This is a genomic window from Alteromonas ulvae (assembly GCF_048987005.1).
In the GTDB taxonomy this organism is placed as follows: Bacteria; Pseudomonadota; Gammaproteobacteria; order Enterobacterales; family Alteromonadaceae; genus Alteromonas.
In genome coordinates this window covers 4,335,904-4,360,747 of sequence record NZ_CP185261.1, presented here as the reverse complement: position 1 = coordinate 4,360,747, position 24,844 = coordinate 4,335,904, and the positions used below count along the sequence as shown (strand labels likewise).

At 44.1% G+C, this 24,844-nt stretch carries 24 protein-coding genes and 2 pseudogenes; 15 read left to right on the top strand and 11 right to left on the bottom strand.

The window, feature by feature from the left end:
* Positions 1 to 40: 40 nt before the first annotated feature.
* From ACOJR9_RS18795 to ACOJR9_RS18785, 3 genes are all read left to right on the top strand, one after another.
* Positions 41 to 382 carry an MGMT family protein gene (locus ACOJR9_RS18795; protein WP_420934388.1) on the top strand — a complete coding sequence of 114 codons (342 nt, stop codon included), beginning with the start codon at positions 41 to 43 and terminating at the stop codon, positions 380 to 382.
* A 46-nt stretch (positions 383 to 428) separates the two neighbouring features.
* Positions 429 to 1,631, top strand: a complete 1,203-nt coding sequence (locus ACOJR9_RS18790) for an HD-GYP domain-containing protein (protein ID WP_420934387.1) — start codon at positions 429 to 431, stop codon at positions 1,629 to 1,631.
* A gap of 528 nt (positions 1,632 to 2,159) precedes the next feature.
* Positions 2,160 to 2,801, top strand: coding sequence for an OmpA family protein (locus tag ACOJR9_RS18785; protein WP_420934386.1), 642 nt, complete (start codon positions 2,160 to 2,162; stop codon positions 2,799 to 2,801).
* A gap of 74 nt (positions 2,802 to 2,875) precedes the next feature.
* Here ACOJR9_RS18785 and ACOJR9_RS18780 read toward each other — a convergent pair whose 3' ends face one another.
* A complete protein-coding gene (locus ACOJR9_RS18780) occupies positions 2,876 to 3,373 on the bottom strand; it encodes a nuclear transport factor 2 family protein (RefSeq protein WP_420934385.1) in 498 nt (165 codons plus the stop codon).
* 117 nt (positions 3,374 to 3,490) lie between these two features.
* Positions 3,491 to 4,540, bottom strand: coding sequence for a LacI family DNA-binding transcriptional regulator (locus tag ACOJR9_RS18775; protein WP_420934384.1), 1,050 nt, complete (start codon positions 4,538 to 4,540; stop codon positions 3,491 to 3,493).
* A 440-nt stretch (positions 4,541 to 4,980) separates the two neighbouring features.
* Between ACOJR9_RS18775 and ACOJR9_RS18770 the strand changes: the two genes are divergently transcribed.
* The 3 genes and pseudogenes from ACOJR9_RS18770 to ACOJR9_RS18760 form a co-directional block, all read left to right on the top strand.
* Positions 4,981 to 5,271, top strand: coding sequence for a helix-turn-helix domain-containing protein (locus tag ACOJR9_RS18770; RefSeq protein WP_420934383.1), 291 nt, complete (start codon positions 4,981 to 4,983; stop codon positions 5,269 to 5,271).
* A complete protein-coding gene (locus ACOJR9_RS18765) occupies positions 5,261 to 6,610 on the top strand; it encodes a type II toxin-antitoxin system HipA family toxin (RefSeq protein ID WP_420934382.1) in 1,350 nt (449 codons plus the stop codon). The genes ACOJR9_RS18770 and ACOJR9_RS18765 overlap by 11 nt, the downstream gene beginning before the upstream one ends.
* 45 nt (positions 6,611 to 6,655) lie before the next feature.
* Positions 6,656 to 7,747, top strand: a pseudogene (locus tag ACOJR9_RS18760) (hypothetical protein); the annotation flags it as partial.
* On the opposite strand, the pseudogene ACOJR9_RS18755 reads toward ACOJR9_RS18760, so the two are convergent.
* A pseudogene (locus ACOJR9_RS18755) lies at positions 7,699 to 8,193 on the bottom strand (hypothetical protein); the annotation flags it as partial. The pseudogenes ACOJR9_RS18760 and ACOJR9_RS18755 sit on opposite strands and share 49 nt — an antisense overlap.
* Positions 8,194 to 8,895: 702 nt before the next feature.
* Between ACOJR9_RS18755 and ACOJR9_RS18750 the strand changes: the two are divergent.
* The 4 genes from ACOJR9_RS18750 to ACOJR9_RS18735 all read left to right on the top strand — a co-directional run bounded on the left by ACOJR9_RS18750 (position 8,896) and on the right by ACOJR9_RS18735 (position 12,871).
* Positions 8,896 to 9,951 carry a helix-turn-helix domain-containing protein gene (locus tag ACOJR9_RS18750; protein ID WP_420934381.1) on the top strand — a complete coding sequence of 352 codons (1,056 nt, stop codon included), beginning with the start codon at positions 8,896 to 8,898 and terminating at the stop codon, positions 9,949 to 9,951.
* Positions 9,952 to 10,905: an Abi family protein gene (locus tag ACOJR9_RS18745; RefSeq protein ID WP_420934380.1), complete on the top strand. Its 954-nt coding sequence runs from the start codon at positions 9,952 to 9,954 to the stop codon at positions 10,903 to 10,905.
* Positions 10,906 to 11,328: 423 nt separating this feature from the next.
* On the top strand, positions 11,329 to 11,649 hold the full coding sequence (locus ACOJR9_RS18740) for a helix-turn-helix domain-containing protein (protein ID WP_092593979.1): 321 nt from the start codon (positions 11,329 to 11,331) through the stop codon (positions 11,647 to 11,649).
* Complete coding sequence (locus ACOJR9_RS18735; RefSeq protein ID WP_420934379.1) at positions 11,642 to 12,871, top strand: type II toxin-antitoxin system HipA family toxin; 1,230 nt, start codon at positions 11,642 to 11,644, stop codon at positions 12,869 to 12,871. The genes ACOJR9_RS18740 and ACOJR9_RS18735 overlap by 8 nt, the downstream gene beginning before the upstream one ends.
* A gap of 254 nt (positions 12,872 to 13,125) precedes the next feature.
* Here the strand turns inward: ACOJR9_RS18735 and ACOJR9_RS18730 are convergent, their stop codons facing one another.
* Positions 13,126 to 13,989: a YicC/YloC family endoribonuclease gene (locus tag ACOJR9_RS18730; RefSeq protein ID WP_420934378.1), complete on the bottom strand. Its 864-nt coding sequence runs from the start codon at positions 13,987 to 13,989 to the stop codon at positions 13,126 to 13,128.
* A 547-nt stretch (positions 13,990 to 14,536) separates the two neighbouring features.
* Between ACOJR9_RS18730 and rph the strand changes: the two genes are divergently transcribed.
* The 3 genes from rph to tusA are packed head-to-tail and all read left to right on the top strand — an operon-like array spanning position 14,537 to position 16,151.
* A complete protein-coding gene (rph, locus tag ACOJR9_RS18725; protein ID WP_420934377.1) occupies positions 14,537 to 15,250 on the top strand; it encodes a ribonuclease PH in 714 nt (237 codons plus the stop codon).
* A 9-nt stretch (positions 15,251 to 15,259) separates the two neighbouring features.
* Positions 15,260 to 15,901, top strand: a complete 642-nt coding sequence (gene pyrE / locus ACOJR9_RS18720) for an orotate phosphoribosyltransferase (protein ID WP_334030666.1) — start codon at positions 15,260 to 15,262, stop codon at positions 15,899 to 15,901.
* Positions 15,891 to 16,151 (top strand): sulfurtransferase TusA, encoded by a 261-nt coding sequence (tusA, locus tag ACOJR9_RS18715; protein ID WP_420934376.1) that lies wholly within the window; start codon positions 15,891 to 15,893, stop codon positions 16,149 to 16,151. The genes pyrE and tusA overlap by 11 nt, the downstream gene beginning before the upstream one ends.
* A 212-nt stretch (positions 16,152 to 16,363) precedes the next feature.
* Here the strand turns inward: tusA and ACOJR9_RS18710 are convergent, their stop codons facing one another.
* From ACOJR9_RS18710 to ACOJR9_RS18690, 5 genes are all read right to left on the bottom strand, one after another.
* Positions 16,364 to 16,900, bottom strand: a complete 537-nt coding sequence (locus ACOJR9_RS18710) for a hypothetical protein (RefSeq protein ID WP_420934375.1) — start codon at positions 16,898 to 16,900, stop codon at positions 16,364 to 16,366.
* 134 nt (positions 16,901 to 17,034) lie between these two features.
* The gene (locus ACOJR9_RS18705) at positions 17,035 to 17,634 is read right to left on the bottom strand and encodes a YqaA family protein (RefSeq protein ID WP_420934374.1); all 600 of its coding nucleotides are present in this window, start codon (positions 17,632 to 17,634) and stop codon (positions 17,035 to 17,037) included.
* A 27-nt stretch (positions 17,635 to 17,661) separates the two neighbouring features.
* Complete coding sequence (locus tag ACOJR9_RS18700) at positions 17,662 to 18,954, bottom strand: amidohydrolase family protein (protein WP_420934373.1); 1,293 nt, start codon at positions 18,952 to 18,954, stop codon at positions 17,662 to 17,664.
* 248 nt (positions 18,955 to 19,202) lie between these two features.
* Positions 19,203 to 19,808 (bottom strand): DUF1285 domain-containing protein, encoded by a 606-nt coding sequence (locus tag ACOJR9_RS18695; RefSeq protein ID WP_420934372.1) that lies wholly within the window; start codon positions 19,806 to 19,808, stop codon positions 19,203 to 19,205.
* Positions 19,795 to 20,655, bottom strand: coding sequence for a DUF3014 domain-containing protein (locus tag ACOJR9_RS18690; protein WP_420934371.1), 861 nt, complete (start codon positions 20,653 to 20,655; stop codon positions 19,795 to 19,797). Before ACOJR9_RS18690 ends, ACOJR9_RS18695 begins: the two co-directional genes overlap by 14 nt.
* Positions 20,656 to 21,121: 466 nt before the next feature.
* Here ACOJR9_RS18690 and ACOJR9_RS18685 point away from each other — a divergent pair, with 466 nt between their 5' ends.
* Both ACOJR9_RS18685 and ACOJR9_RS18680 read left to right on the top strand, forming a co-directional pair.
* The gene (locus tag ACOJR9_RS18685; RefSeq protein WP_420934370.1) at positions 21,122 to 22,372 is read left to right on the top strand and encodes a sterol desaturase family protein; all 1,251 of its coding nucleotides are present in this window, start codon (positions 21,122 to 21,124) and stop codon (positions 22,370 to 22,372) included.
* 81 nt (positions 22,373 to 22,453) lie between these two features.
* Complete coding sequence (locus ACOJR9_RS18680; protein ID WP_032095366.1) at positions 22,454 to 22,762, top strand: DUF6482 family protein; 309 nt, start codon at positions 22,454 to 22,456, stop codon at positions 22,760 to 22,762.
* 55 nt (positions 22,763 to 22,817) lie between these two features.
* Here ACOJR9_RS18680 and ACOJR9_RS18675 read toward each other — a convergent pair whose 3' ends face one another.
* The gene (locus ACOJR9_RS18675; protein ID WP_420934369.1) at positions 22,818 to 24,149 is read right to left on the bottom strand and encodes an ABC1 kinase family protein; all 1,332 of its coding nucleotides are present in this window, start codon (positions 24,147 to 24,149) and stop codon (positions 22,818 to 22,820) included.
* Between the two features lie 162 nt (positions 24,150 to 24,311).
* Complete coding sequence (locus ACOJR9_RS18670; RefSeq protein ID WP_420934368.1) at positions 24,312 to 24,710, bottom strand: hypothetical protein; 399 nt, start codon at positions 24,708 to 24,710, stop codon at positions 24,312 to 24,314.
* Positions 24,711 to 24,844 lie beyond the last annotated feature (134 nt).

Sequence of the window (24,844 nt, the reverse complement as noted above, 5' to 3'; positions counted from 1 at the left end):
TATCGGCAAATACAGTGGTTAGGAAGATTGTTTAATATACATGATAGAGAAAAACGCGATAAAATTACGAGTTGAGAAGACGTTGTCACTTGTACCTAGCGGTAAGGTAGTGAGCTATGGGCAACTCGCCGATTTGTGCGGTTTACCTGGACGAGCAAGGCTGATGGGAAAGTACTTGAGGTTGTTAGATGGTCAACACAATTGGCACAGGGTGCTTAGAGCCAACGGAAAAATAGCCTTTCCTTTCGACTCAGAGTTAGGTCGAGAGCAGAGCGCACGTCTTTTAATGGAGGGAGTGTTGGTTAAAAATGGTGGTGTCAGCATTAAAGATTACGGTTGGCAACCTGACTTGTATACCGTACTTTTTACGTTAGAGTATTAAATAGTTAAGCCATACCTTTGCAGTTATCGAGAGCGCAGTACAACGAATGCTAAAAAAAATCAGTATTAATGAATTAAAGCCAGGTATGTTTGTTCATAAAATTCTTGTGCAGAAAGGCTCGTTGGCCGTCAAAAACCAAGGTAAGGTGACTTCGCAAGAAGTAATAAACCTGCTTAAAAACCAGGGTGTTAAACTGCTTGCTATCGATACAGAAAAAGCATTTAAACCAGTGTCAGAAAAAGGCGAACAGGAAGCATCCTCATTAGCTTACCAATCGGCTGATATAAGCGCAAAAAAGAAATCAAACATTTCATTAGAGAGTGAGCTTGTAAGGGCAGAGAAATTACATGCTCAAGGTAAAGCGATACAAAAGCTTTTACTGGAAAGTGTTAAAAAAGAAACCCCTTTCGATGCCAGTATCCCTAAGGCATTTTCCAACAAATTGGTAGAGTCGGTAGATAGAAACCCCGATGCATTGCTGTGTTTAACCAAAATTCGTGAAAAAGATGACTATCTCCTCGAGCATTCTCTAAACGTCGCTATTTTACTGGCTAATTTCGCAAGCTTTATAGGAATGTCTGAAGCAGAGGTACAAGACCTCTCTTACGCGGGCTTTCTTCATGACCTAGGTAAAATAAATATTCCCGACGAGATCCTACATAAGCCAGGAAGACTCACCGATGCAGAAATGGATGTTATGAAAGGTCATGTTAACCACGGTGTAGATTACTTACAGAATACTGACGTGGCACAACCGTTAATCCAAGCGATAAGTGAGCATCACGAGCGTTTAGACGGATTAGGTTACCCAGCAGGAAAGAAAGGTGATGAAATAAGCACAGCCGGTCGTATGCTAGCAATTGCTGATATGTACGATGCGTTAACTGCCGATAGAGTGTATAAAAGTGGCATGTCCAGTCAAAGAGCTTTTTCAATACTAATGAATGATGCGCCAACGCGCCTTGATGTAAGTTTAGTACAGCAGTTTATAAAATGTATGGGAGTCTACCCCGTAGGAAGTTTAGTGTTGTTGTCCAACGACAGATTGGCTATGGTGTTAAAACAAAATGATTCACCGCTATCTCCTATTGTAAAAGTATTCTACTCAGTGAAAAGCAGTCATTATTTAACGCCCAAAGATATTGACCTCTCAAGCGATCACTCATTAAAGATACAAAAAGCGGTTATTGCGTCAGACTACAAGATAGATGTAAATAGTTTCTTTGAGCGCTCAGTGTCTATCGGCTAAGCATGCTCTAATCCACTTCCACCACGCTTTTACTTAACCCGAATGACTCGTGATTACAGCGATTCCTCACTGATGAAATATCAGTGAGGTGTTGTTAATAAGCAACAGTTGTTAGTGTGTAGAGATTACAAGCGATTGTGCTGATCGTGCGTTGAAAATGCAGTTATATCTAGTTCTTATAAAAATCTAGCAATACCTTTAATAAACACTTAATCATGTTAATCGTGGGTTCAGCTTCATTCATTTAATCTAATCCTATATGCCGTTAAGCCTTTAGCTATAAAGAGGTGACGCAAAGTTGGGGAAACCGTCAAAACCATGTATACGCCCGCAGTAATTGAAAGTGGATCAGTTATTGCTGCTATCTGTAAATAAGTAAGCGTATAAACAAGTAAATTTACTACCGTCGAAGGTGAACAAAAAGTTTCATACAACGACTGATAGTGATGAATCAACAGAACGCTGGGCAGGTACATTTATCGACTATTTAAATAAGCGATTATTGCGCCAAGCGAAAAAGAGGACGTTATGAAAAAGACATTAGCTGTAAGTTTGATTGCTGCTTCACTTGCCGTTGCAGGCTGTGCAACCGATCCAAACAATACCCAAAAAGGTGCCGCAATTGGTGCTGTGTTAGGCGCTGTGCTAGGTAAAGCAACGGGCGATAACGACAAAAGTCGATATGCGTGGGGCGCAGCGGTAGGCGCCATTGCTGGTGGTGCAATTGGTAACTACATGGACAAGCAAGAAGAAGAGCTACGTAGCGAGCTATCTGACACAGGTGTTCAAGTTGTCCGAGAAGGTGACAATCTTCGCCTTATACTACCTGGCGACATTACCTTCGCTACTGACAGTTCAAATATTAGTACAAGCTTTAATCCGGTTTTACAAGACGTCGCAAAGGTAGTGAATAACTACGAGAAAACCGTGTTAATGATTAAAGGCCACACAGATGATATTGGGGCTGAACAATACAATCAGTCGTTGTCTGAACGAAGAGCCGTTGCGGTGAAAAATCAGCTTATCAACTTTTCTGTGAATTCAACGCGTATTACGACAGTAGGGATGGGTGAATATTCACCCAAAGTACCCAATAACAGTGCAGCCAATCGTTCGATGAACCGTCGTGTTGAAATGGAGATTCAACCACTGACACAATCAAATACCTAATTACAGGGTATATTTAGTGAAAAATAGAGTCACATAGATGACTCTATTTTTTGCCTGCTGTTTTCCTCAGCGGGTTAATTTTTCTGCTTTTTAATCTGTAATGCAACTGAAGAAGCCAGGCTGTTGGGAATTGGTATAGCAAGATGATATTGGCTTACCTTCCACGTATCGTCGGTCTTTATCAACACACCAGTGCCTCGTGTTTCGCCTAATTTTTTGTTATCCAGTAGTTCATCAAACCACGCTACCTGAGCATCGGGTGAAAAGTAAATATGCCGATCTCGAGGTAAATACGTCCAGCCTGTTCCCTTATCAAAATGGGGTTTTGCGTAGGCTTTAAAGTCATCAATACTCCACACCTCATGGGCATCGGTACCAATAAATACAGCATTGATAGCATATAACGCAAAGTAACCTTCATAGTCAGCCACAGATGCTTTTTCATGCAAGGCATTGAGTATGCGTGAAATCTCGGTTTCATCGGATTTATTACCGTTATCATTTTCAATCCCTTCAGCGCCAAATACAGCTGTGCTGACTAACAAAAGGAGAACAGCTAACATCCGATTCATATTAATGCCCTTATATAAAAGTGTTATGCACAGCATAACGCGTTACTTTGTGTAAATCTTTATTGCTTTGTTACTGATCGTTAAAGGGGGATGTTCAAAAAGCCCTTGGAGCGCGTTTTAGGTAAAAGAAGTGGTGCTTCCATAGTCAAGAAAGATAGGTGCTGTAGAAGTAGGTAGCGCTAAATTTGATATGCTCTCATCTGTGGCTTGTTCGTAAAAGCTCGATAAGCAGTAGCTTGCTGCAACCTTAGCGATATCTAGAGTTGAATAAGCCACTGTTGATACATGGTATGACAATGGACTTCCCGCAGTTTTCAAGATCATATCTGGTGCCTGTGCTGCAATAATGGACAAATCATTTGGCAATTCCATACCTAACTCTTTTGCACTGGTTGCAATGAGCTTAGCCAGCGCCTCGCTTGTACAAATAACCGCTGAAAAAGCGGTTTCTTTAGCAAGAAGATCCAGCAATGGGTCGCCTGCATCTTCACTGCCCACATAAATGGAAAGCTCTGGCCGAAACGATATGGAACCAGATACAGATAGTCGAGAAAGAGCGGTTTTTAGCACTACCGATATTTCATTGGTATGACTCACTAACTCAGAATTATCGCTGATTAGCGCAATATCGTTGTGACCCAAGTCTCTAAGTTGTTTAAACGCGTATGCTGCCACCTCAAAAATAGACACAGAAAACCCCGTAATACCAATGTTGAGTTCGCTCTGACTCAGGGTGACAACGCGGTGACTTTTATCCTGCAAATGTTTTGTAGTAGATACGATTGGAGAAGATGCAATGGTATTAACAAATACTCCATCGCACCCTTGGGATAACAAAAACTCAATTGCCTCATTTTCTGATTCAAGGGTATCGTGAGAGAACGCGACTACACAATGCTTTTGGTATTGTCGCAAAATATGTTCAAAAGAAAAAAGTAAGTGCGAAGAGAACAACATATTTTTGTTTGGCAATACAACACCAACCGCATGACTATATTTAGATGCCAGTGATCGGGCCTTTTGACTCGGAGTATAATGTAATTCGCTTGCGACTTGTTTTACCTTATCGGCCATTTCTGCATTCACAGATGCCTTGCCATTGAGTACGCGAGATACCGTGGATAAAGATACTCCGGCCCGAGCCGCTACCTCATAAATGGTTGTCATTTGGCTCTTTCTTTTGCTTAGATATCAATAGTATTCCTGTCAGTTAGCGCTTACTTAAAGCCAGCGCTGCTATGCTGGGCTGCACGTTACCTGCTTGAGTTAAGAACTATTCGATGTTTTGGATCTGCTCATTGAGTAGCGGCCTAGACCTTAATAAACTCAATGGTTTATCGAAAAGAAACCGTTCAAAAATGCCTGTTTGCCCACCAAACTGGCCACCACTTGCCTATGGCTTTTACTAAATTTTAGTGGTGCTCGAAGCTATGACTACGGAAAAACAGCGCCGTTTTTACGCTGATGTTAGAGTCTAAAAATAGCAGTTTTGAAAGGCTTTATCGAGTAATTTTTTCAACACTTCATTTTATAACGGATACAATAATATCCACTTTATATTTTATTTGGCTATAATGGATATAACTGTATCCACTCGGTCTTTGCGGATGAATTTTACCTTACTTGATGATACCGATGTAAGCCAAGCCTATGCGGCTTATTTACGTGAGTTACGAAAGCAGGCAAAGCTGTCACGCGCTGCGCTTGCTGAGCGAAGCTGCGTACCTGCGGCCACCATTAAGAAATTTGAGCTGACCGGGCAAATTTCATTTCGCCAATTGCTGTTGCTTTGGCAAACACTTGATTCGCTAGAGAGGCTCTATCAACTCACGCAACCTAGCAAAGAACGCGCTGCTACTCCCACGAGTATTGATGAGGTGCTAAAAGATGAGTTTTAAACCCATTCAAAAACTCGCCGTAACTCGTACGTTAAGTTCAGGTGAGCAGGTTGCTGTAGGGGTCTTGGCGCAGAATCGACAAGGTGTTTTTTTTCAGTATGCAGACCGCTATTTGCAGCAGTTTGGCAATTTATCACCTTTTACCTTGCAAGCGAACGTGCAAGTTCAAGTCGCACCTAAAGCGCCGCACCAAGGTGTACATGGCGTATTTGGCGATTGTTTACCCGACGGCTGGGGCATGCTGTTGCAAGATCGTATTTTCCGGCAACAGGGCATTTTGCCTAATCAATTAACAGCGATGGACCGGCTGGCTTTTGTTGGTGATAAAGGCATGGGAGCGCTGTCTTTTTCTCCGGTGTCTGAGTTTTCAACCACGACGAACACGGATATTTATCTAGCGACGTTAGGCTTAGAAGCACAAACGCTGTTCGATGCTTCGATGTCAGATTATATGGATGATAATTACGATGAGTTAGATGGGCATACGCAACAGGTGTTGGCCGCATTAGTCGCTGGAGGTAGTTCGGGTGGGGCAAGGCCCAAGGCACAGATTTATATGCCTGCTGGGGAAACTCAGCATTGTCGAACCTTCGCTCAGCCTAGAGATGAAGCATGGCTGGTTAAGTTTACTTCTAAAAATCTTGCGCTCGGCCATGAAGAAGGTTTGTGTGAGGCGGTTTATTTGCAAATGGCTGAGCAAGCGAAGTGCCAACCACCAGTTTGGCAACTCATTGAAGCACCAACTAAAAGCGGTGCGTCTGCCTGGTTAGCGCTTAAGCGTTTTGATTATGTCACGGAGCAGACCAATTTAAGCTGCAATCGCAGTTCAGGTCGATTGCATATGCACAGCGCTTGCGGGCTGCTGGATGCAGACTTTCGAACGCCAAGTTTAGATTATATTGACTTGATTAAAGCCAGCCGTCAGTTGTGTAAATCACCAGCCGCCGGGCAGCTGCAATTTCGCCGAGCCATTTTTAACCTGCTGTCGTCTAATCAAGACGACCACAGTAAAAACTGGGCGTTTTTGCAAGCGGATGACGGTCAATGGGATCCTGCCCCTTTTTACGATGTTACCTACAGCCCACATCCATTCAACGAACACGCCACTGCATTTGGCGGTTATGGTAAAGCCCCACCGATTAAGGTGATGCAAAAACTAGCGACCAGCGCTGGCTTTTCGAATTGGAATGATGCAAGGCAAGTCATTGAAGAAGTCGCAGAAGCCATCAGCCAATTTACGTATCTGGCACAGCAGCAAGGGATCAGTAAAACAACAGTGTCTGCGATTGCTAAGACATTGGATCAGCGCAAACAGGAAAATGCAGCGCTTTTTCAATGACAGTAAAACAAACTTTTCAATTCACAATAAATACATAGCAAGGTCATCGTAAGCGAATATCAATACTATAAATTTGAGCGTCTGGATGGGTATTTAGATGCTAAAGCACGTCAAGCACTGAGAGCCATTTCAAGCCGTGCCGTGATCAGCGCTACGTCCTTTCAGGTGTATTACACCTACAGTGATCTAAAGGCAGAGCCTTTCGAGCTGATGTTAAAATACTTTGATATCGGTTTTTACTATGCCGATTGGGGCTCAATCGATGCCTACATTAAGCTACCAGCAGGAACGCTCCCTGAAGCTTTACTTGGCTTTTCAAGTGATGGGCTTCATGTTCACGAAAACGATGAGTGGCAGTTGCTGATTTTTTCCCTTGAGGAGTATGACAAATATTTTGACGATGAGCATGCCGACGAATTTTTCCAGCATTTAGCTGGGTTACGCAGCGGGTTAATGCAAGGGGATTGGCGCCTTGTGTACTTCATGTGGCTCAAAGCGTTTGATTTTAATGATGACGTTGAGCGAGTGCCGTTAATCCAATTCGATTTTGAGCACCTCAGTGAAGAGGATCAGGCGTTTGCAGCGCTGTATGATATTCCTTTAGCCTTGGTTAAGGCGCTCGCCATGGTGCTGAACGCACAACCCAGTCACCAAGCCAAACAAACCCAATTTCAGTTTGATACGTGGCTCCATAATCTCTCGCAAGCAGAGAAAGACACGCTTTTACTCACGCTGTTTGAGCAAGGCCAGTTAACCCGACACCAAGCCTTAGCGCTGACGCGAAAAGAACCTGCCAACACAGATAAAATCTATCAGTATTGGTTAACCCCCGACCTGATTTCCCCTTTTATCGAGCAAGCGCAAAGCCAATTACAGCAAGAGCAAGCCGCAGCGCTCTTACGGAAAATGGCCCTCGAAAAAGCGGAAAAAGAAAAAGCGTTGACGGATATCTACAATCAGCGTGAGCACTACTGGCAGCAATCACAAGAGCAAGCGGATCGCACTTGCGCCAGTGGTTAAGATGCGGCATCACACTATTTGCATCAGCTGTGTGAGGCCTATCAGTTCAAAGCGGATGAAGCGGCGTTTGAACAACGCTTTAAGCGTTTTGTTGTGGCGAATAATAGCCGGAAAGCGCGGTTTTGCTGTTTGGGGTGCAAGGTAGCGCGCTTTCCTGTTTTAGACAAAGGCGTGATGCACCAAAAGATACAGGCGTTGGCCGGTGTGTTTGCTTGCAATGTTCTGGTTTGTATTGTGCCGTTCATATATACCTGTAAAAAATGTGCCGGTAACAAAACCAACCCGCCTTGCGCGTGGCCATCAACCTCAGGTAAAGGTAGCCAATACAGGTTTGGCCATTGCTCGGGGCTTTGCCATTTTTCTACGATCACTTGTGCGCCAATGCTATTTAGCCATTGGTGAATCGGGCAGCCTGGGTGTGCTTGTTTAACGCGTGGTAACTGAAAGGTCAGCAGGCGGGTTAAGCGTTCAGCGGCATTCTCGCACTGGCTTAATGCTGGGTAGAGGGTAAACGCGCCATGCCCAACCAGTAAAGCGATTCCCCTTCCTAGGTGCAGCCGCAGCGTTGTTGGCTACGCTCTTTCGCCCCAATCACATAGTCTTCTATGCTCATGGGGCTCATTCGCTTGCCGCCTAGCTGCAACTCCACCTAGCTTGGGGAAAGATTAAGTATCTATTCTCTATCCCAATCGTTGTCATTTGCCCTTAACACGTCACTTATCACCTTGTTGGTTTTTCATGCCGTCTATTTTCAGTGGTCGGGTACAGACTCGGTGGTGAAATAGATGAAAGAAATGGCCATCAAATTAACCAGTCAAATCAGTTTTTTGTTATGACCTGTGCGCGGCAACTGATTGAAATATATCGTCCAATGCGGCTCTGTTTGGCGGCATTTGGCTAGTGCAAAAAAATCGAGACGCCAAACGATCGTTTTTATTCTGGGTTAAAAAAACAAACGGTTTGTACTTTGGATTCGAGGTTGGTTTAGGGGGCAAAAAGTGCCAAACCTTGCTTTGATCCAGTAATGGCAAGGCCTACCAGCGTTGGATTTCAATCGAGTCGCCAAACAGTAAATGGGCTAATTTCCCTGTTTGGCGTTTCGATCCAAAAGCCAAACGGATAGTGGTTTTGGCGTATGGGTATAAAGGCATGGGGAAGTGTGTTTGCGAACACGCGAATGATTGCTCTGCAAAACCAATCGACAAGAACGCCAACTTGGTTTATATTTTTTAAATAATTTTAGTTTTTATAAACCAGAGGTCTGTATGATAGGAGAGCGTATAAAACGAGCCCGTGCAGCCGCTGGCCTGTCGATGCAGGCCTTGGGTGAGCAAGTTGGTATTAGTGCCAACATGGTTAAGAAATACGAGCACGACCAGAGTATGCCTTCGTCGGGAGTTTTACTTAAATTGGCGACGGCTTTGTCGGTTCGTACTGAATACTTCTTTCGCCCAGCACAGGTGACTTTGGGGGAGGTGGAGTATCGTAAAAAAGCCTCAGCTTCAGCTAAGTTGCTAAAGAAGATTGAGTCTGATGTGGTTGACCAAGCCGAACGCTGGTTATCACTTAAAAATGTATGGCCAAACTTCCCGATAGCGAGTTTTAACTACCACCCCGACGTTCCTGTTGTAAGCACTTTAGACGCAGTAGAGCAGGTTGCCGCCAAAGTTCGTACAGATTGGCAGTTAGGTATGAATCCACTACCAGACTTAATCGACTTGCTTGAGTCTAAAGGTATTCTGGTGATTGTCAGTAACGTACCCCAAGCCGATAAATTTGATGGGTTACAAGCCAAAATATCAGGGCAGCCAATTGTTGTTGTGTCTTCTCATTGGCCTGGTTGCCGCCAGCGGTTCACATTGGCGCATGAACTTGGCCACCTTGTTTTAGATGGCTTACTCGATGAATCCCTTGACGAAGAGATGGCCTGCAACCGCTTTGCTTCTGCGTTTTTACTGCCTGAAGTAGGCCTTTTTCAGCATCTAGGAGAGCGACGTTCGAACATAGACCCCAAAGAGCTGTATTTCCTGAAACATGAATATGGCCTAAGCATGGCGGCTTGTTTGTATCGCAGTGCCGACCTTGGTGTGATCACCGAAGAGAAAAAACGCCAAATATTTATACAGTTCTCAAAAAACGGTTGGCGTAAGCAGGAGCCAGGGAATCCTTATCCACAAGAACAGACATTATTGTTTGAGCAGTTGGTTTATCGTGCATTGGCAGAGGGAATTGTTAGTGAATCGAAAGCCGCCGAGCTGTTACAGATGTCAGTGATGGCATTGCATAAGCAGCGCCAAATGTTAGATTTTATGGAGTGTTAAATGGCCGATGTTAAACCTTGGATATCAATGGAAAAGCAGCTTTCACTGCTAAAGTCACGCGGCCTGCTTATTGATAATGAGCATGCCGCAATGGATTACCTTTCACGCATAGGTTACTACCGCTTGAGTGGCTACTGGTATCCACTTAGAGAAATAGACGTAATGTCTTCAGCCGAACAAAAGTGTCCAATTAGATTTGATCACTTTTACCAAGATAGTCATTTTGAGGATGTTGTTAACTTGTATGTCTTTGATAAAAAATTGAGGTTGCTTGCTCTTGATGCATTAGAGCGGATTGAAATGGCTGTCAGAGTTGATGTAGCTCATTTACTTGGTGAGAAAGAACCTTGTGCGCATGAGAATCCGGAGTGTTTACACGGGAATTTCACGAAAAAGCTAATTAAAAAAGGGCCTAACAAAGGTAAAACTGAGCACCAAGTTTGGCTTGAAAAGTATAACTCGATGTTACGTCGATCTCGCCGTGAACCATTCATTACTCACTATAAAAGCAAATATGATGGTCGGCTACCTGTTTGGGTTGCTATTGAAGTCTGGGATTTTGGATTGTTATCACGATTATTTGATGGCTTGCAATTCAAAGATAAAAACCATATTGCAAAAAAGTATGGGCTTGCTGACGGCGATACAATGGCAAAATGGCTTCGCAGCCTAAACTTTATTCGCAACGTATCTGCTCACCATAGTCGCTTATGGAATATCAACGTCTTGGAACCTTCCCCATGCCCTGATCATTGGCCAGATATTAAAAATACAAAGCCATTTTTGTACTTTGCTATCATGGCTCAACTCATGGGAGTCATTTGCCCTAACTCAACTTGGTTACCTAGACTTGTCGAGTTACTTAAAGCTTGTCCAGCATCGAGAAACGACATTTTAACGTTAGATGATTTTGGAGTAATCAGTGATTGGGAGGAATGGTTACTTCGGGGGTAGAAATGAGAACCGACGCGTACAAAAATGCAGTGGCGCCGGTCATATTGTTAGTAAGTTTAGGTTCGATCAGATTATTTGTCAATTACATTTAGCCTGTTTCAATGTTGGCATTAGAACTAATCAAAGCGATTTGATTGAAATATCAGCATAAAAAACGAAGGGTAAAATCGCATCCCCGATTGCCCCATCCCTTGGGGCGGCTCAAATTCCTCTTATTAACCCTCTAAAGCTCGGCATATCAAGTGTTGCCCCATTGTCCCAACTGCCCACGGTAATTGAGCGCACATGTTACGATCTATCTATAATTGAATATCAAAAAGCACAAGATGATACATAATAGCTAATCATTCTTGTGTTTGTGGGATTACGGTGATATGTTTTTGTATATAATTATTCCTAATTGATGCATTAAGGCGTATCGAAATGAGCTATGTAACAGAGCAGATACTAGAAAGTCTTCGAGAAGCTCGGGTACGCAAGGGGTTTAGCCAAAGAGAGTTAAGCGCGCGTTCGGGGGTGCCGCAAAGTCATATTTCGAAAATCGAGTCTGGCGGTGTTGATTTAAGAATATCCAGTTTAATTGCACTTGCCCGTGTACTCGACCTAGAGCTATTGGTTGCGCCTAAAAAGTCAGTTCCTGCCATCAAGTCGATCATTCGAAGCAGCCAAGGTATTAACGGTATCAGCGATGAAGCTGAGCAGATGTCACCGGCATATCAGTTAGGGGAAGACGACGATGACTAATCATGTTTCTACGCTCAACGTGTTGCTCTATGGCGAACCCATAGCAACGATCACCAACGTGGGCAATGACAGAACGCTTTTTGCCTTTATGGATTCGTACATTCATGATGAATCACGGCCCGTGTTAGGGCTGGGTTTTAAAGATGCACTGGGTGGCTTACTGACTAATTTTAAACCGACCCAAACCAAGTTAACGCCGTTTTTCTCTAACCTTTTGCCAGAAGAAACTCTGCGTCATTACCTGGCAGAGCGTGCCGGAGTTAACCCCGCACGAGAATTTTTTCTATTGTGGGTGTTAGGACAAGATTTAGCAGGTGCGATCACGGTTGAACCTGCTGATGGCGAAGCGCTGCCGCCTAATGTGCATCAAGACATTGACGATGAAACGAAAATAGATGTTCCAATGCGTTTTTCATTAGCGGGTGTACAGTTGAAGTTTTCAGCCGTACAACAGGCAAACGGTGGTTTGACTATTCCAGCAACCGGTCAAGGTGGCTCTTGGATTGTGAAATTGCCATCGTCTCGCTTTGACGCTGTGCCAGAAAATGAATATTCGATGATGGAACTGGCTCGAATGTTGGGGATGGATGTGCCAGAAACGCAGCTACTCCCGATTAACCAGATTGCTAATATCCCAGATGGTATTGGTAAATTTGGCGATGCTTTTAAAAGTGATCAGGCGTTTGTGATCAAGCGCTTTGATCGTGCAGGTGATCGAGCCGTACATATTGAAGATTTTGCGCAAGTGTTTGGCGTCTATCCTCAAGATAAATACAAAAAAGCCAGTATGCGCAATATTGCTCAGGTTATCGGCATCGAAGGCCAAGACAAGGACATTGCAGAATTTACGCGTCGATTGGTGTTCAATACCCTAATTGGCAATGCAGATATGCATTTGAAGAATTGGTCTGTGATTTACAAAGACAAGCGCACCGCATCGATTGCGCCTGCTTATGATTTTGTCTCGACTATTCCTTATATCCCCGATGATAGTGCGTCGCTGAAGGTGAGCCGTAGCAAGAAATTCAGTGATTTCACGCTGGATGAGCTGTCACACTTGGCGGCTAAAGCCATGCTGCCAGAAAAATTGGTATTAGATACTGCCAAGCAAACCGTGGCAGGCTTTCATGAAATCTGGGCGAAAGAAAAAGCGCATTTACCACTTACCAAGTCGATGATTGAAGCAATCGAAACACATTTGCGAAGCATACCGCTACGCTAAAATGAGAACCGACGCGTACAGAAATGCAGAGGCGTCGGTCATATTGGCTTGAAAGCTTTGTTTGAAAGGTATGTCTAGTGGCTTGTTTTGTCAATTAAAGCCCTTATTGCCCCAATCCTTAAATAGAATGGTAACAGACATCTGCAAACCGATTTGGACGGGAAAAATAAAAAAGCCCTGTATTTTTAATGATCTTCACAAGGCGATATAGGGATTTTAAGACATCCTTGACGGGTAACTTTCTGCCCAGGAACCTATTCGATGTTTTGTATCTGCTCGCGCATTTGTTCAATCAGCACTTTTAGTTCTACGGCCGACTGTGTAATGTCGGTGCTGATAGATTTTGAGCCTAAAGTGTTTGATTCGCGATTAAACTCTTGCATCATAAAGTCCAAACGACGACCTATAGCCCCCCCCTTTTTCATGATGTTTCGCGTTTCGTTAACATGCGTATTTAAACGGTCAAGTTCTTCAGCTACATCTACTTTTTGGGCCAACATGATCATTTCTTGTTCGAAGCGTCCTGCGTCTAGTTCTACTTTTGCTTCTTCGAAGCGTGCTTGCACTTTTTCTCGTTGCCACACCATAATTTCAGGCATGCGGGCGGCCACTTTTTTTACTTCAGCTTCAATGGCGTCTAAACGGTGTGTAATCATATCTTTTAGCGCCTCGCCTTCTGAAGCGCGTGCATCAATAAAATCCTTTAGGCCCTGATCGAAAGCTGCCATAACATCCGCATGAATGGTATCCATGTCGGCTTCTTCTGCCGCTATTACCCCAGGCCAACGTAATACATCTAATGGATTTACACCCGATGACTGACCGTGAGATTGAACCCAGTCGGCTGCCTGCATGACTTGCTTTGCTAAATCTTCGTTTAAACTAAGCGTTGTAATTGCTGCATCGTTTGCAGTAAAACGCAATGCACATTCTACTTTGCCGCGGGCCAACTTTTTACGAAAACGTTCGCGCAGCATGGGCTCAAGTGAGCGAAATTGTTCCGGCAAGCGAAAGTAGGTCTCTAAAAAACGCTGATTAACAGAGCGTATTTCCCATACTGCAGAGCCCCACTCTTTTTTCGTTTCTACGCGAGCGAATGCTGTCATGCTATAAATCATAATTTTCCTTGGAATTTTACTGAAAGTCTGCAAAAACAACGCGACCAACGTGTTGTATTAATAAATAGACGGGCAGTCTTTCTCGTTAGCTGTGTATTATACCAGTCTGCATAGATAATTGCCCACTCAGAAGGCGCAGGCAAGTTTTCTAGCAAAGCGTGGGAATGCAGGAATGGCTATCCCCTTTCAAATTCCCAGAATGAAGCTAGGAAACTTGCCAGACCTTCCCGAAGGGCGAGTTTACAATGTCCGTACTCTTTGTTGTGTCACCTTGATGTAGAACCACTGCACCTTCGGTAACACGCCGCGATTACGAACATTTTAAGTCTCGCTGAGTGGGTAATTATCTATGCGAACTGGTATTAGCGCACATTTAGCTATTTCTATAAGTAATACGAGCAAAGTTCGTTTTCATAGGATGGGCCCATTGCGCTATACTTAGGCTCATTCAGATTTCCGGTGAATGTGGTTATAGCGCTTAATCGCGCTTGTCTTTACAAGCATCACATGGAAATGACATTTAAGCACTTACGTTGTGGAGAACTCTATGCGTCCAAGCGGCAGAACCGCCAGTCAAATACGTCCTGTTACTATTACTCGTCAATACACCTGCCATGCTGAGGGCTCGGTATTGGTTGAGTTCGGCAATACAAAGGTGCTGTGTAACGCAACGGTAGAGGAAGGCGTGCCTCGCTTTATGAAAGGGCAAGGAAAAGGATGGATAACTGCTGAATACAGCATGTTGCCGCGCGCAACGCATACCCGAAGTGGCCGAGAAGCGGCTCGCGGAAAGCAAGGCGGTCGCACGCTAGAAATTCAACGCTTAATTGCTCGTTCTCTTCGCGCTGCAGTAGATTTGAAACTTCTTGGTGAAAACACGATTACTCTAGATTGCGATGTTATTCAAGCCGATGGCGGAACGCGCACAGCATCGATAACTGGCGCCTGTGTAGCACTTGTAGACGCATTAACCTATATGCGTGCTAAAGGTATCTTAAAGACAAACCCACTTAAGCACATGATTGCTGCGCTGTCGGTTGGTATTTTTGAAGGCACACCAATTGCTGACCTTGAATACACAGAAGATTCGGAAGCTGAAACTGACATGAACATTGTTATGACAGAAACAGGCAATCTGATTGAAGTACAGGGCACGGCAGAGGGCGAACCTTTCTCGTTTGAAGAATTAGAAGAAATGCTGAAGATAGCGAAACACGGTCTTCGTGAATTGTTTGATATTCAAAAAGCGGCACTAGCGTAAGAGGTTTACATGAAAGCGTTTCAGCGTGATTTTATAGAGTTCGCCATTGCGCGCGGCGTACTCAAATTTGGTGAATTTACGTTAAAGTCGGGCCGCATAAGCCCTTACTTTTTTAATGCTGGTTTGTTTAATCGTGGCGGTGACCTTGCAAAACTAGGTCGCTTTTATGCTGATGCATTAGTTGATGCAGGCGTAGAGTTTGACGTATTATTCGGGCCTGCCTACAAAGGTATTCCTATTGCTACCACCACTGCGGTAGCGTTAGCCGATAGCCATCAACGTGACGTGCCTTACTGCTTTAATCGCAAAGAGGCTAAAACTCACGGTGAAGGTGGAAACTTGGTAGGGAGTCCTCTAGAAGGACGGGTGATGCTGGTGGACGATGTGATCACCGCTGGAACGGCTATTCGTGAATCTATGGCGCTTATTGAGCAACAGCAGGCTAGTTTGTCAGGTGTTCTCATTGCCCTAGACAGACAAGAGCGAGGCAAAGGTGAATTATCAGCGATTCAGGAAGTAGAGCGCGATTTTAATACTACTGTAATCTCTATCGTTGCTCTTGCTGATGTGGTTGCCTATCTGCAAGAAAAAGGCGGGCATAGCGCCGATATTGATGCCATAAACACGTACCGGGAGAATTATGGCATCTGATTTTGAAACTGCTTTTAATGAGGCAAACACCCATTTAGACGCGTTGGGGCTTCGCTGCCCTGAGCCGGTTATGATGGTGCGTTTACACATTCGAAAATTAGCGGATGGGGAAACCTTGTCAGTGACGGCAGATGACCCTTCAACAGCAAGAGATATTCCTAGTTTTTGCCGATTTATGGGGCATACGCTGATAGCATCTCAAGCTGATACAATGCCATATCAATTTGTCATACAAAAAGGGTGCTTGTGAAGCGCCCTTTTCATTCACCTTCGCTAAGTGCTTGCAAAAGCAGCTTTTGAACAGCCAATTTACTTTTTTTATTTGAGCAGTGAATGTCGCTCAAATGTAGGTTCTCTCCGCTCAACATTCTTTTAAGTACCCGAGCTCTGACACTTAATGAGATATAGCCCTCATTGGCTGTACGCTGTTTGGCGCTCATCGTGTTTTCCTCATTAAATAAATCAGTGGACGAGAGAAAGCGGGGTATTGGCATAGTGGATACTGTTGCCAACTGAATAGCCGCTATCTGAATTGCCATTAACTGCATCGTTGTTAGCTAACTTGTTGTTAATTAAAAGCAGACTACTTTGTTCAAAAGCATGCATCGCAGTTTTGATTAACGTTAAAATAGTATGATTGGTGGCATGAAGAGGCAGTACTGCAATAATCTGCTGTTGGCACTGCTGTAATACGTTGTGGGCTTCTTGCGTTTTACGACTATTGTGCAAAAGAGAGGATAGGTACATGCCAGCGGCCGAGTATGCGATGATATCCTCTCTCACGCTATTATCTTTGTGGTAAGAAACATTTTGTAATGCGGTGATGACAAGCTTTGCAGCTTCCAGCGTCTGATATGCCAGTGCGCACGCTTTATCAAGTTGACCCTTAAGGCGAGCTTTCTGCGTGCTATCTTGCAAGAAATGCCGATGCTTGCGCGCATCAATTGGATTTAATTGAAGCCACTTTGTATAAACGGGGCATAAATGTTGTGTATTCATTGGTGCACCTCCTAGATAGAACTCGTTATTACACTAATGTAAATAGGAATCATTATCAATAAAGAAGTTCAACAAGAATGGCAAAAGGTTTTATAAATATTTTCTGCGCAGCGGTAAAATATCAAAAAGCCTTTTTATAAGAGTGTGTTAGCGCCCCACCACAGCAGAAGCACGATAAGTGTTGCGCCAATAATCGCCTTCATTTTGTAGCGCCTAATTATTTGCTCTGCCTTGTCGCCAGCATAATACACGGCTGCCGCAAGGCCGAAATAGCGAAGTGAGCGCGCTATAATCGTGGCCAGTAAAAACAAGGGGAGCGAATATTTTGTGGCACCTGCTGCAAGCATAGCCACCTGAAAAGGAATGGGGGCAATGCCCAAGGTCATAACAAACCAAAATCCCTGTTGCTGCATTTGATCTTTTACATTTTCAAATTGATCCTGACTGAAGAAAGTGGAAATTACCCACTCTCCAATCAAATCAAAAAGATAATACCCCATAGCATAGCCGAAAATAGCCCCTATCACACAGCCAAGGGTTGCCATTGCAGCGATGCGCCATAGCGATTCTCTTCTCGCCTGCATTAATGGCAACATCACGGCTTCCAAAGGAATAGGCACTATGGTCGATTCTAAAAACGAAGAAAGTGTAATTCCTTTCAACATATGTTTCGAATCGACCAATTGCTTGGTCTTTTGCGCCATCTTTTTACTGAGCTTTTTACCAGGTGCCATGAAATCCTTTCTTAAAGTGCTATTTTTTTACTGTTTGTGAACAACGCCGTCTTTCATTACAAACGACACATTTTCCATTATGGTAATGTCGTCAAACGGGTTACCTTTTACCGCAACAATATCTGCTAATTTACTCGGCTCTAACGTACCTAGTATGTCGCTTACACCGAGTAAATCTGCGGCATTTACCGTTGCGCTTTTGAGCGCGTCTGCGGGAGTCATTCCCGCTTCAACCATTAGGGCAAACTCTTGTGCATTATCGCCATGGGCCGATACGCCACTGTCCGTTCCAAAAGCAATTTTCACGCCCGCTTTATGAGCGGTAGCAAAAGTTTGCTGAATGAGAGGGCCAATTGCCGCTGCTTTTGGGCGAACAAGCTCTGGAAAAAAGCCATCGATCTTTGCTTTCTCTGCCACAAACTTACCGGCAAGAATGGTGGGAACATAATACGTACCGTTTGCTTTCATCAACTCATGAATTTCATCATCCATGTAGGTGCCGTGTTCTATTGAGTCTACACCTGCTGTAATGGCTCGCTTCATGCCTTCTTTTCCGTGAGCATGAACGGCTACAGTCATTTCGTAATCCTTTGCTGTATCGACTATCGCTTCTAATTCATCAGTCATAAACTGTGGGTTCTGACCATTTTTTGCGACACTTAATACGCCGCCGGTGGCAGTAATTTTTATCAGGTTAGCGCCGTCTTGATAGCGCGTTCTTACTGCTTCTCGTGCTTGCGCTTCACCATTGACAACTCCCTGCTCCGGGCCTACATCTGGGCGAAGCAAATGAGACATACCATTGGATGGGTCAGCATGGCCGCCTGTGGTAGCGATAGATTTTCCTACGGTGTAAATACGCGGGCCAACAGCATAGCCCTTATCGATAGCGGCTCTAAGGGCAATGGTTTCATTGTGCGAGTCACCGAGGTTTCTTACTGTTGTAAAGCCTGCGTCAAGGGTGATCTTTGCGTAGTTAGCTGCTCGCAGCGCATAGTCTGCTTCATTAAGTGTGAATCGCTCTAGGTAGCTCTTCGGCCCGCCTTGTTGAGACGATAAGTGTACATGCATATCCATCAAGCCCGGCATTACCGTGCTATCTTTTAAATCAATAACCGTATCGCCCTCCTCAGCGCTTACAAATCCTGATTTCACGCTTTCAATTTTGTTATCTTCAATAACGATAGTCACCTTGTTGCGTAATTCGCTAGAGGTACCGGTAAAGGCTTTGCCAGCATAAATGAGCGTGGCTGCTTGGGCGCTAAACGTAAGCGGTAAAAGCGTGCAAGATACAGCTAATGCGGTCAGTGTTTTTTTCATAATATAGTTCTTCTTTTGATGGATAATTACACAGTAATTTAATGTAAAGCACTCATTAAAGTAACGCAAAGTATTACGCTATTAGTGGCGGGTTTTACGGGTTTATATGAGGTATTAAGGAAGCGTTATTTTAAAGTGTACGAATTTTGGGCTAATTAAACGGGGTGTATTGAAAGAAAGCGAAAGAGTAGAAAAGCAAGGAGCGGACGAGGATAATGGACAACGGCTGATTAAAAGGTAAGCGGAGATTAACCTACCCTTCCAATAACAAAGTCGATGTTGGCTGAGTGAACAACGAAGTGAGTTTCATTACCGCCATTTATTTCTCTAGATTTTTCAAGTAGCTGGTAATACACATTTTGATGCAGGCGAGCCCACAAATTCCTGCGAACACACACATAGGGTATTGCGGTAGCCTCTTTATCTCGAATTGCTTTTGGTGGAACGCGTAGTTCCATTTGATCAACGCTATCTAAAACAACTTCATCGCCAGTCTGTGTAATCAGCACAAGTGCAGTGTTTTTGCCGCCGTTAGTGGTATTACCGCCGTTAGCGTCTGCTTCAATCTCTTTCCATTGAGTGATTAAAAAAGGCGTGTCTTCAACGGTAATCCCCACTTTTTCTACCGGCGTAACAAGAAAGTACTTATCGTCTTCTCGTTTAAGTACCGAAGAGAACAATTTTACCAAGCTAGCGCGACCTATTGGGGTGCCTTCATAGAACCAGCGACCGTCTAGCGTCACGGTCATATTAATATTGCCGCAAAAATCAGGGTTCCATTTTTCTACAGGCGGAAGAGGGCGCGTTTTATCAGACGAGCCCTCTATTTGCTTTTGAAACTTAGTTAAGTCCATTTTGCTCAATCAACGCTTTGATTTCGCGAAGCTTCGCTTTAATACGGCGCATGTTGTCAGGCCCCGTTCTTAACAGTTGTTTTTGCGGCCCATCAAGGTTTTCTAAGCGTTCGTCTGTATATTTGTACATCACAGAATCTGAATAGACTTCTACCGGCACCGGTACCTCCGGCGTATCAAGCAATTCGTCTATTGCGCTGAGCAACACACTATTAAAATCTTTGTCCGGATCGCCAATTTCAGCGTATTTAGCTTGAATATCGTCTTTGTAAGACTGATAAACCGTTAACAGCGCTTCATTATCAAATGACTCTAAAACATTCACATATGGCGTGTAGCGCTTATAGCTAGCTGCATCAATCCACTGCTTATCAGCTTGAGAATACACTCTGAAATTCTGTTCTGGCGGAGTGAGCAGTTGATGATTGGGCGCCATTTTGTTGCCCGCCAAATTTGTCACAGAAACCACAAAGCGTTGAAGTAAGCCTTCGTTTACCAGTAGTCTATTCACCGTGTTTTCATCGGCGGTTGCACTATCTACTAGCGCTTCTTTTACTGCTGTATCGCTTACATCAAGTGGTTCGGGCTCACTTTCCTCAACTTCAGGGAGTGGTTCCACTTCGTCTTTCTCTTCAAGCTCAACAGGTGGTGGTGCAGGTTTTGTTTCAAATACTTCCGGTTCATCAGGCTCGGTAAGTACGGGTTCATTAATTTCGGGCTTATGTGCCTCTACTGGCTCAGGCGTTTCATCGCTTGGCCAAAAAACTATCGCAAGGATGACGACAAGGATTATTCCCGCTATCAGAAAGTGTAGGCCTAACGACTGTTTCTCTGTTGTTTCGCTCATAATGACTCCGCTGCTGAGATTTCCTTTAGGTAATACTACCAGACATAACACTCAATGTTAGAAAATCAAACAAGAGAAATGTTTCTTTTCTGCTTAAATTTTCAATCGTGGTAGCTTTTTAACGTTGAAAACACCGATTTCGATTGGTCTTACCCACAACAAAATAAATGCTCTCTCCCAATGGTGCATGGGTTAACCAGTCTGTGTCGTTGTAAATAAGTGTCAACACCGCGCTTTGATTACATGGATAGCGCGAGCATGCAACGAATAGGCTACAACACCGAGCAAAACCGCACTTTGCTAGAAATATACACTGCTACAAATATCCATTATTATTACTACCCATGATTAAAAGTACACATTGTTACAAATACACTTGTCATTATTTGCGTCAACCATTGTAAATAACTTGGGTTATTTTAAACATTTGTTTAACATATAAAGACTGTTATCTTAGTTGCTCATTATGACCGTTATATTATTTGCTATTCCTTTGTTTTTCCTACTTATTGGTATTGAGCTTTATGCCGACCGCAAAAGGAAAACGGGGTACTATCGAACTAATGACGCTATCACAAGCTTAAGTACGGGTGTGCTTTCTCGCATTGTGGCAATTGGTCATCAACTTATCCCCTTTACTATTTATGTGCTTTTCTTTGATGCGGTGGCTATGTTTGAGCTTCCGCAAATGTGGTGGGTGTGGGTTATTGCATTTGTAGCCTATGACTTCTTTTATTACTGGAATCACCGGCTTGGACATGAAATGAGCATACTCTGGGCCGCCCATGTAGTGCATCATTCCAGCGAAGATTACAACCTGACTACAGCATTGAGGCAAACCAGTGGTGCTGTGTTTAGCTGGATATTTTATCTGCCGTTGGCATTGGTTGGCTTTACGCCACAGATGATAATTACGGTGGGAGCACTCAATTTGGTGTATCAGTTTTGGGTTCACACCCAACACATCACCACGTTGGGGTGGATGGAGACGGTGTTTGTCACCCCTTCTAACCACCGAGTTCATCACGCCCAAAATCGAATTTATATCGATAAAAACTATGGCGGCGTTTTTATTCTTTGGGATCGGTTGTTTTCAACTTACATGCCCGAGAAAAAAGAAGAGCCCGTAGTTTTCGGTATTCGCCGTGCGCTTAAAAGCTTTAATCCACTTTGGGCTAACTTACAAATTTACAGTCAACTGGTTAAGGATAGCTATTACACCCGTTCATGGACTGACAAATTTCGCGTATGGTTTGGTCGCACGGGGTGGCGACCCGCCGACGTATCAGAGCGCTTTCCTAAGGAAAAACTACCTTTGAGTAATTTTAGAAAATATCATCCACATATCCATAAGTCAGTCACGCGCTATAGTCTGTTACAGCACGTAATTATGCTTGGCGCTGCGCTGTATTTTTTGCTCAATTTAGACACGCTCTCAGGTATGCAACAAATGGCTATTGTCCTCACCGTTGTGGTGATGAGTATTCAAAATGGCTTTATTCTGTCTCAATCTAAGTTGGCGCTTGCGTTAGAGGGGCCGCGGTTACTCATGTTTCCACTACTGTGGATTGCCTCAGGTATTGGCATTGCGGCGTGGTGTTTCGCACTGTCTTCTGTTGTTGGCCTCGTTATGCTGTTGTTTGCAGTGCGCTACAGTAATTATCGCCGCCCTATCGAAGAAGTCAGGTTATCAACTGAACCTGAAAACTTAGCGTAACGTAATAAAAATGTTTTGTTAGCGTCGGCGTTGTGTATAGCGTCAGCTGCTACCTGTATTAGGGCGTTTTTTGAGGTAGGTATGCATAAGTTTCTTTTTAGCGATTTAGAAGATACACCAACAGTAATAGACTATTTAGAAGTGCAGTCATATGAGATGAATGTGTATCTCGTTTATTTAATGGTTGGTGATAAAAGCGGGATGGTTTACGACAAAAAAGGTAAGCCAATGCGATTTTTTAGCACGGGTCATATTCGCGAATCATTTGCTCACTGCAGCGTCGAAAAGTCGGTGATGAAGCACGACACGCCTTATGACGAAATGATAGGTAACCCACCTAAAAGTGCAGAGCAAATGGCGCTGCCTTTCAGTATGGATTTGCCTTACTAAACACATTTCAGCTTGATAATCTTGCGTTAGGTGCTCGGCGTTCGGCGCACGCAAGCTAGGTGGTTTCTAGCCAAGGGGCCGCCAACGCTCGCATATTAACTTGCGCACCTAATCGCCTGGCCAATAAAAACAGTCCCCCTAGCTTTCTGTGAATAAATAACGCATCAGCCGGTGGCGTATGCCAGAAATCATGTTCCGTCGTGAGCGTCATGCCCTTATCGTGCAGCCGCTGAAAAAGGTCGCTAGTGCCAAAATCATAGGGCTCGTTATGGTTAAGCGACTCGCACGCTTCCATGCCAATACCAATGACTGCATCAACCTGTTCGGAAGTGTGTGATTTATCTATTAGTCCGATATCAAGGGCTGCCTCTGCCATTAACTGCTTATCTTGCAAAGCGGCACTATTAAGCAGTGCTTTGTAGCCTATTGAAATACCCTCTGGGATCTCACGGGTTGCGCCAAAATCAAGAAGTACTATCTGCTTTGTCTCTGTATTAAACTTGTAATTGGCAAGGTTCGGATCGCTTTGTAGCAGCTTAAAGTTAAATACCTCACTGAAAAATAGCCCCATCAAGTCAGTCATCACAGCATTGCGTACTTCCTGCGATTCATCAAGCAGCGCATCTAGGCTCGAAGCCTCAATAAAGTCCATCGCGAGTACCGTTTCACTGGTAAGGGGCTCGTAAGTTTGAGGAATGATAAAACGTTCTATCTCTGTAAGCTGCTGGCCATAACGGGTTAGCATAGCCGCTTCGCGGTTGTAGTCAGCCTCTTGATGAAGCTGTGTTTTTGCTTCACTAAGAAGAGGATTAATATCTAAAGATTTCGGTATCAGCCCCGTGAGCTTTATCAAGGTCGCGACATTATCCACATCGCTATCGATACTTTTTCTCACCCCAGGGTATTGCACCTTTATCGCGAGCATTTTCCCATCCATGGTGATGGCCTTATGCACCTGACCAATAGATGCCGCTGCCACTGGTGCGAAAGAAAAATACAGCAAGCTGTCCTGCCACTTCTCGCCCCACGCCTTATTCAAGGTATCGATAAGCTGCGCTTTAGGCATTGGATCTGCGTCTTCTCTTAAACGAGATAAGATAGTAGCAAGCTCAGGAGGTAAAAAGTCTCCTGCATCCATAGAGATAAGCTGACCAAGTTTCATGGCTGCGCCACGCATGCTTGCTAGCTGGTTAGCTACATTCGTCATATTCTTTGGTGTTAATAGTAATGAGGCAAGGGCAGGTCTCTCGCCCTTCAACAGTTGCCCTGCGCCCTGAGTAACCACATTTCCGGCAATTTTACCCGCCAGTGCGCCTAGGCGACTCACCCGGGATAATCGAGAGGAGGGAATGGCTTTTGATTTTCTTTTAGGGGAGTCTTCGGACATGTCACCTACTCTATTTCGCTACGTTGGAAACGTAGCAGGTTCACCTCAAAAAGAGGTTATTGAATATTATAGGTATATACGAGATAGAGGGCGGTTTTGATTACCGTATACGTTTAAAAGCAACTTATTTAAACGCAATTCGTTCGCCTATGCTCACTGGTATTAGATAATTTGTGACACCACCTGCAAAACAAAGCCAACTACGCTGCCAAAAGCAAAGCCTGTCCAGCCGTTTGCATTGCGATAACGCCAAAGGGCCGCACCAAAGAAGCCACACCATAACATAGAAGAATAGGTGGCAATCATTCCATCACCCATACCGGTATTGGGCAAAAACAGCATAATGATAAAGGTCATGGCCATTCCACCACTTAACAGCACCCACATGATGTTCTTTTTATCGGCGAAGGCATTGTTTGTGCTCGAGCCTTTTGGTTCATTCGCGTCTTCCCCATGCTCTAACGGGGCGCTGTGGTCAAGGTTGCTGGTGTTGGCTCTCTCTTTTTTCTTTCTGTCTTTTCGAGCGTTGTGCGCAAAAGCACTAGAAGCGCTGTTACTCATGATAATACCTTCATAGAATGACGTTCTCACGCAAACGTTAATGTATTGTTAAAAGAAACGCTATAAGACTTCGGTGGTAGATGTGCTCAGGTAAAGCCTTTAAAAAGACAAAAAAGCCCGCGGATTTAATGCTA

Bases quoted from the DNA above. Each gene is read 5' to 3' on its own strand.
- ACOJR9_RS18795 (WP_420934388.1), top strand. From the start codon at position 41: ATGATAGAGAAAAACGCGATAAAATTACGAGTTGAGAAGACGTTGTCA.
- ACOJR9_RS18790 (WP_420934387.1), top strand. From the start codon at position 429: ATGCTAAAAAAAATCAGTATTAATGAATTAAAGCCAGGTATGTTTGTT.
- ACOJR9_RS18785 (WP_420934386.1), top strand. From the start codon at position 2,160: ATGAAAAAGACATTAGCTGTAAGTTTGATTGCTGCTTCACTTGCCGTT.
- ACOJR9_RS18780 (WP_420934385.1), bottom strand. From the start codon at position 3,373: ATGAATCGGATGTTAGCTGTTCTCCTTTTGTTAGTCAGCACAGCTGTA.
- ACOJR9_RS18775 (WP_420934384.1), bottom strand. From the start codon at position 4,540: ATGACAACCATTTATGAGGTAGCGGCTCGGGCCGGAGTATCTTTATCC.
- ACOJR9_RS18770 (WP_420934383.1), top strand. From the start codon at position 4,981: ATGAATTTTACCTTACTTGATGATACCGATGTAAGCCAAGCCTATGCG.
- ACOJR9_RS18765 (WP_420934382.1), top strand. From the start codon at position 5,261: ATGAGTTTTAAACCCATTCAAAAACTCGCCGTAACTCGTACGTTAAGT.
- ACOJR9_RS18750 (WP_420934381.1), top strand. From the start codon at position 8,896: ATGATAGGAGAGCGTATAAAACGAGCCCGTGCAGCCGCTGGCCTGTCG.
- ACOJR9_RS18745 (WP_420934380.1), top strand. From the start codon at position 9,952: ATGGCCGATGTTAAACCTTGGATATCAATGGAAAAGCAGCTTTCACTG.
- ACOJR9_RS18740 (WP_092593979.1), top strand. From the start codon at position 11,329: ATGAGCTATGTAACAGAGCAGATACTAGAAAGTCTTCGAGAAGCTCGG.
- ACOJR9_RS18735 (WP_420934379.1), top strand. From the start codon at position 11,642: ATGACTAATCATGTTTCTACGCTCAACGTGTTGCTCTATGGCGAACCC.
- ACOJR9_RS18730 (WP_420934378.1), bottom strand. From the start codon at position 13,989: ATGATTTATAGCATGACAGCATTCGCTCGCGTAGAAACGAAAAAAGAG.
- rph (WP_420934377.1), top strand. From the start codon at position 14,537: ATGCGTCCAAGCGGCAGAACCGCCAGTCAAATACGTCCTGTTACTATT.
- pyrE (WP_334030666.1), top strand. From the start codon at position 15,260: ATGAAAGCGTTTCAGCGTGATTTTATAGAGTTCGCCATTGCGCGCGGC.
- tusA (WP_420934376.1), top strand. From the start codon at position 15,891: ATGGCATCTGATTTTGAAACTGCTTTTAATGAGGCAAACACCCATTTA.
- ACOJR9_RS18710 (WP_420934375.1), bottom strand. From the start codon at position 16,900: ATGAATACACAACATTTATGCCCCGTTTATACAAAGTGGCTTCAATTA.
- ACOJR9_RS18705 (WP_420934374.1), bottom strand. From the start codon at position 17,634: ATGGCACCTGGTAAAAAGCTCAGTAAAAAGATGGCGCAAAAGACCAAG.
- ACOJR9_RS18700 (WP_420934373.1), bottom strand. From the start codon at position 18,954: ATGAAAAAAACACTGACCGCATTAGCTGTATCTTGCACGCTTTTACCG.
- ACOJR9_RS18695 (WP_420934372.1), bottom strand. From the start codon at position 19,808: ATGGACTTAACTAAGTTTCAAAAGCAAATAGAGGGCTCGTCTGATAAA.
- ACOJR9_RS18690 (WP_420934371.1), bottom strand. From the start codon at position 20,655: ATGAGCGAAACAACAGAGAAACAGTCGTTAGGCCTACACTTTCTGATA.
- ACOJR9_RS18685 (WP_420934370.1), top strand. From the start codon at position 21,122: ATGACCGTTATATTATTTGCTATTCCTTTGTTTTTCCTACTTATTGGT.
- ACOJR9_RS18680 (WP_032095366.1), top strand. From the start codon at position 22,454: ATGCATAAGTTTCTTTTTAGCGATTTAGAAGATACACCAACAGTAATA.
- ACOJR9_RS18675 (WP_420934369.1), bottom strand. From the start codon at position 24,149: ATGTCCGAAGACTCCCCTAAAAGAAAATCAAAAGCCATTCCCTCCTCT.
- ACOJR9_RS18670 (WP_420934368.1), bottom strand. From the start codon at position 24,710: ATGAGTAACAGCGCTTCTAGTGCTTTTGCGCACAACGCTCGAAAAGAC.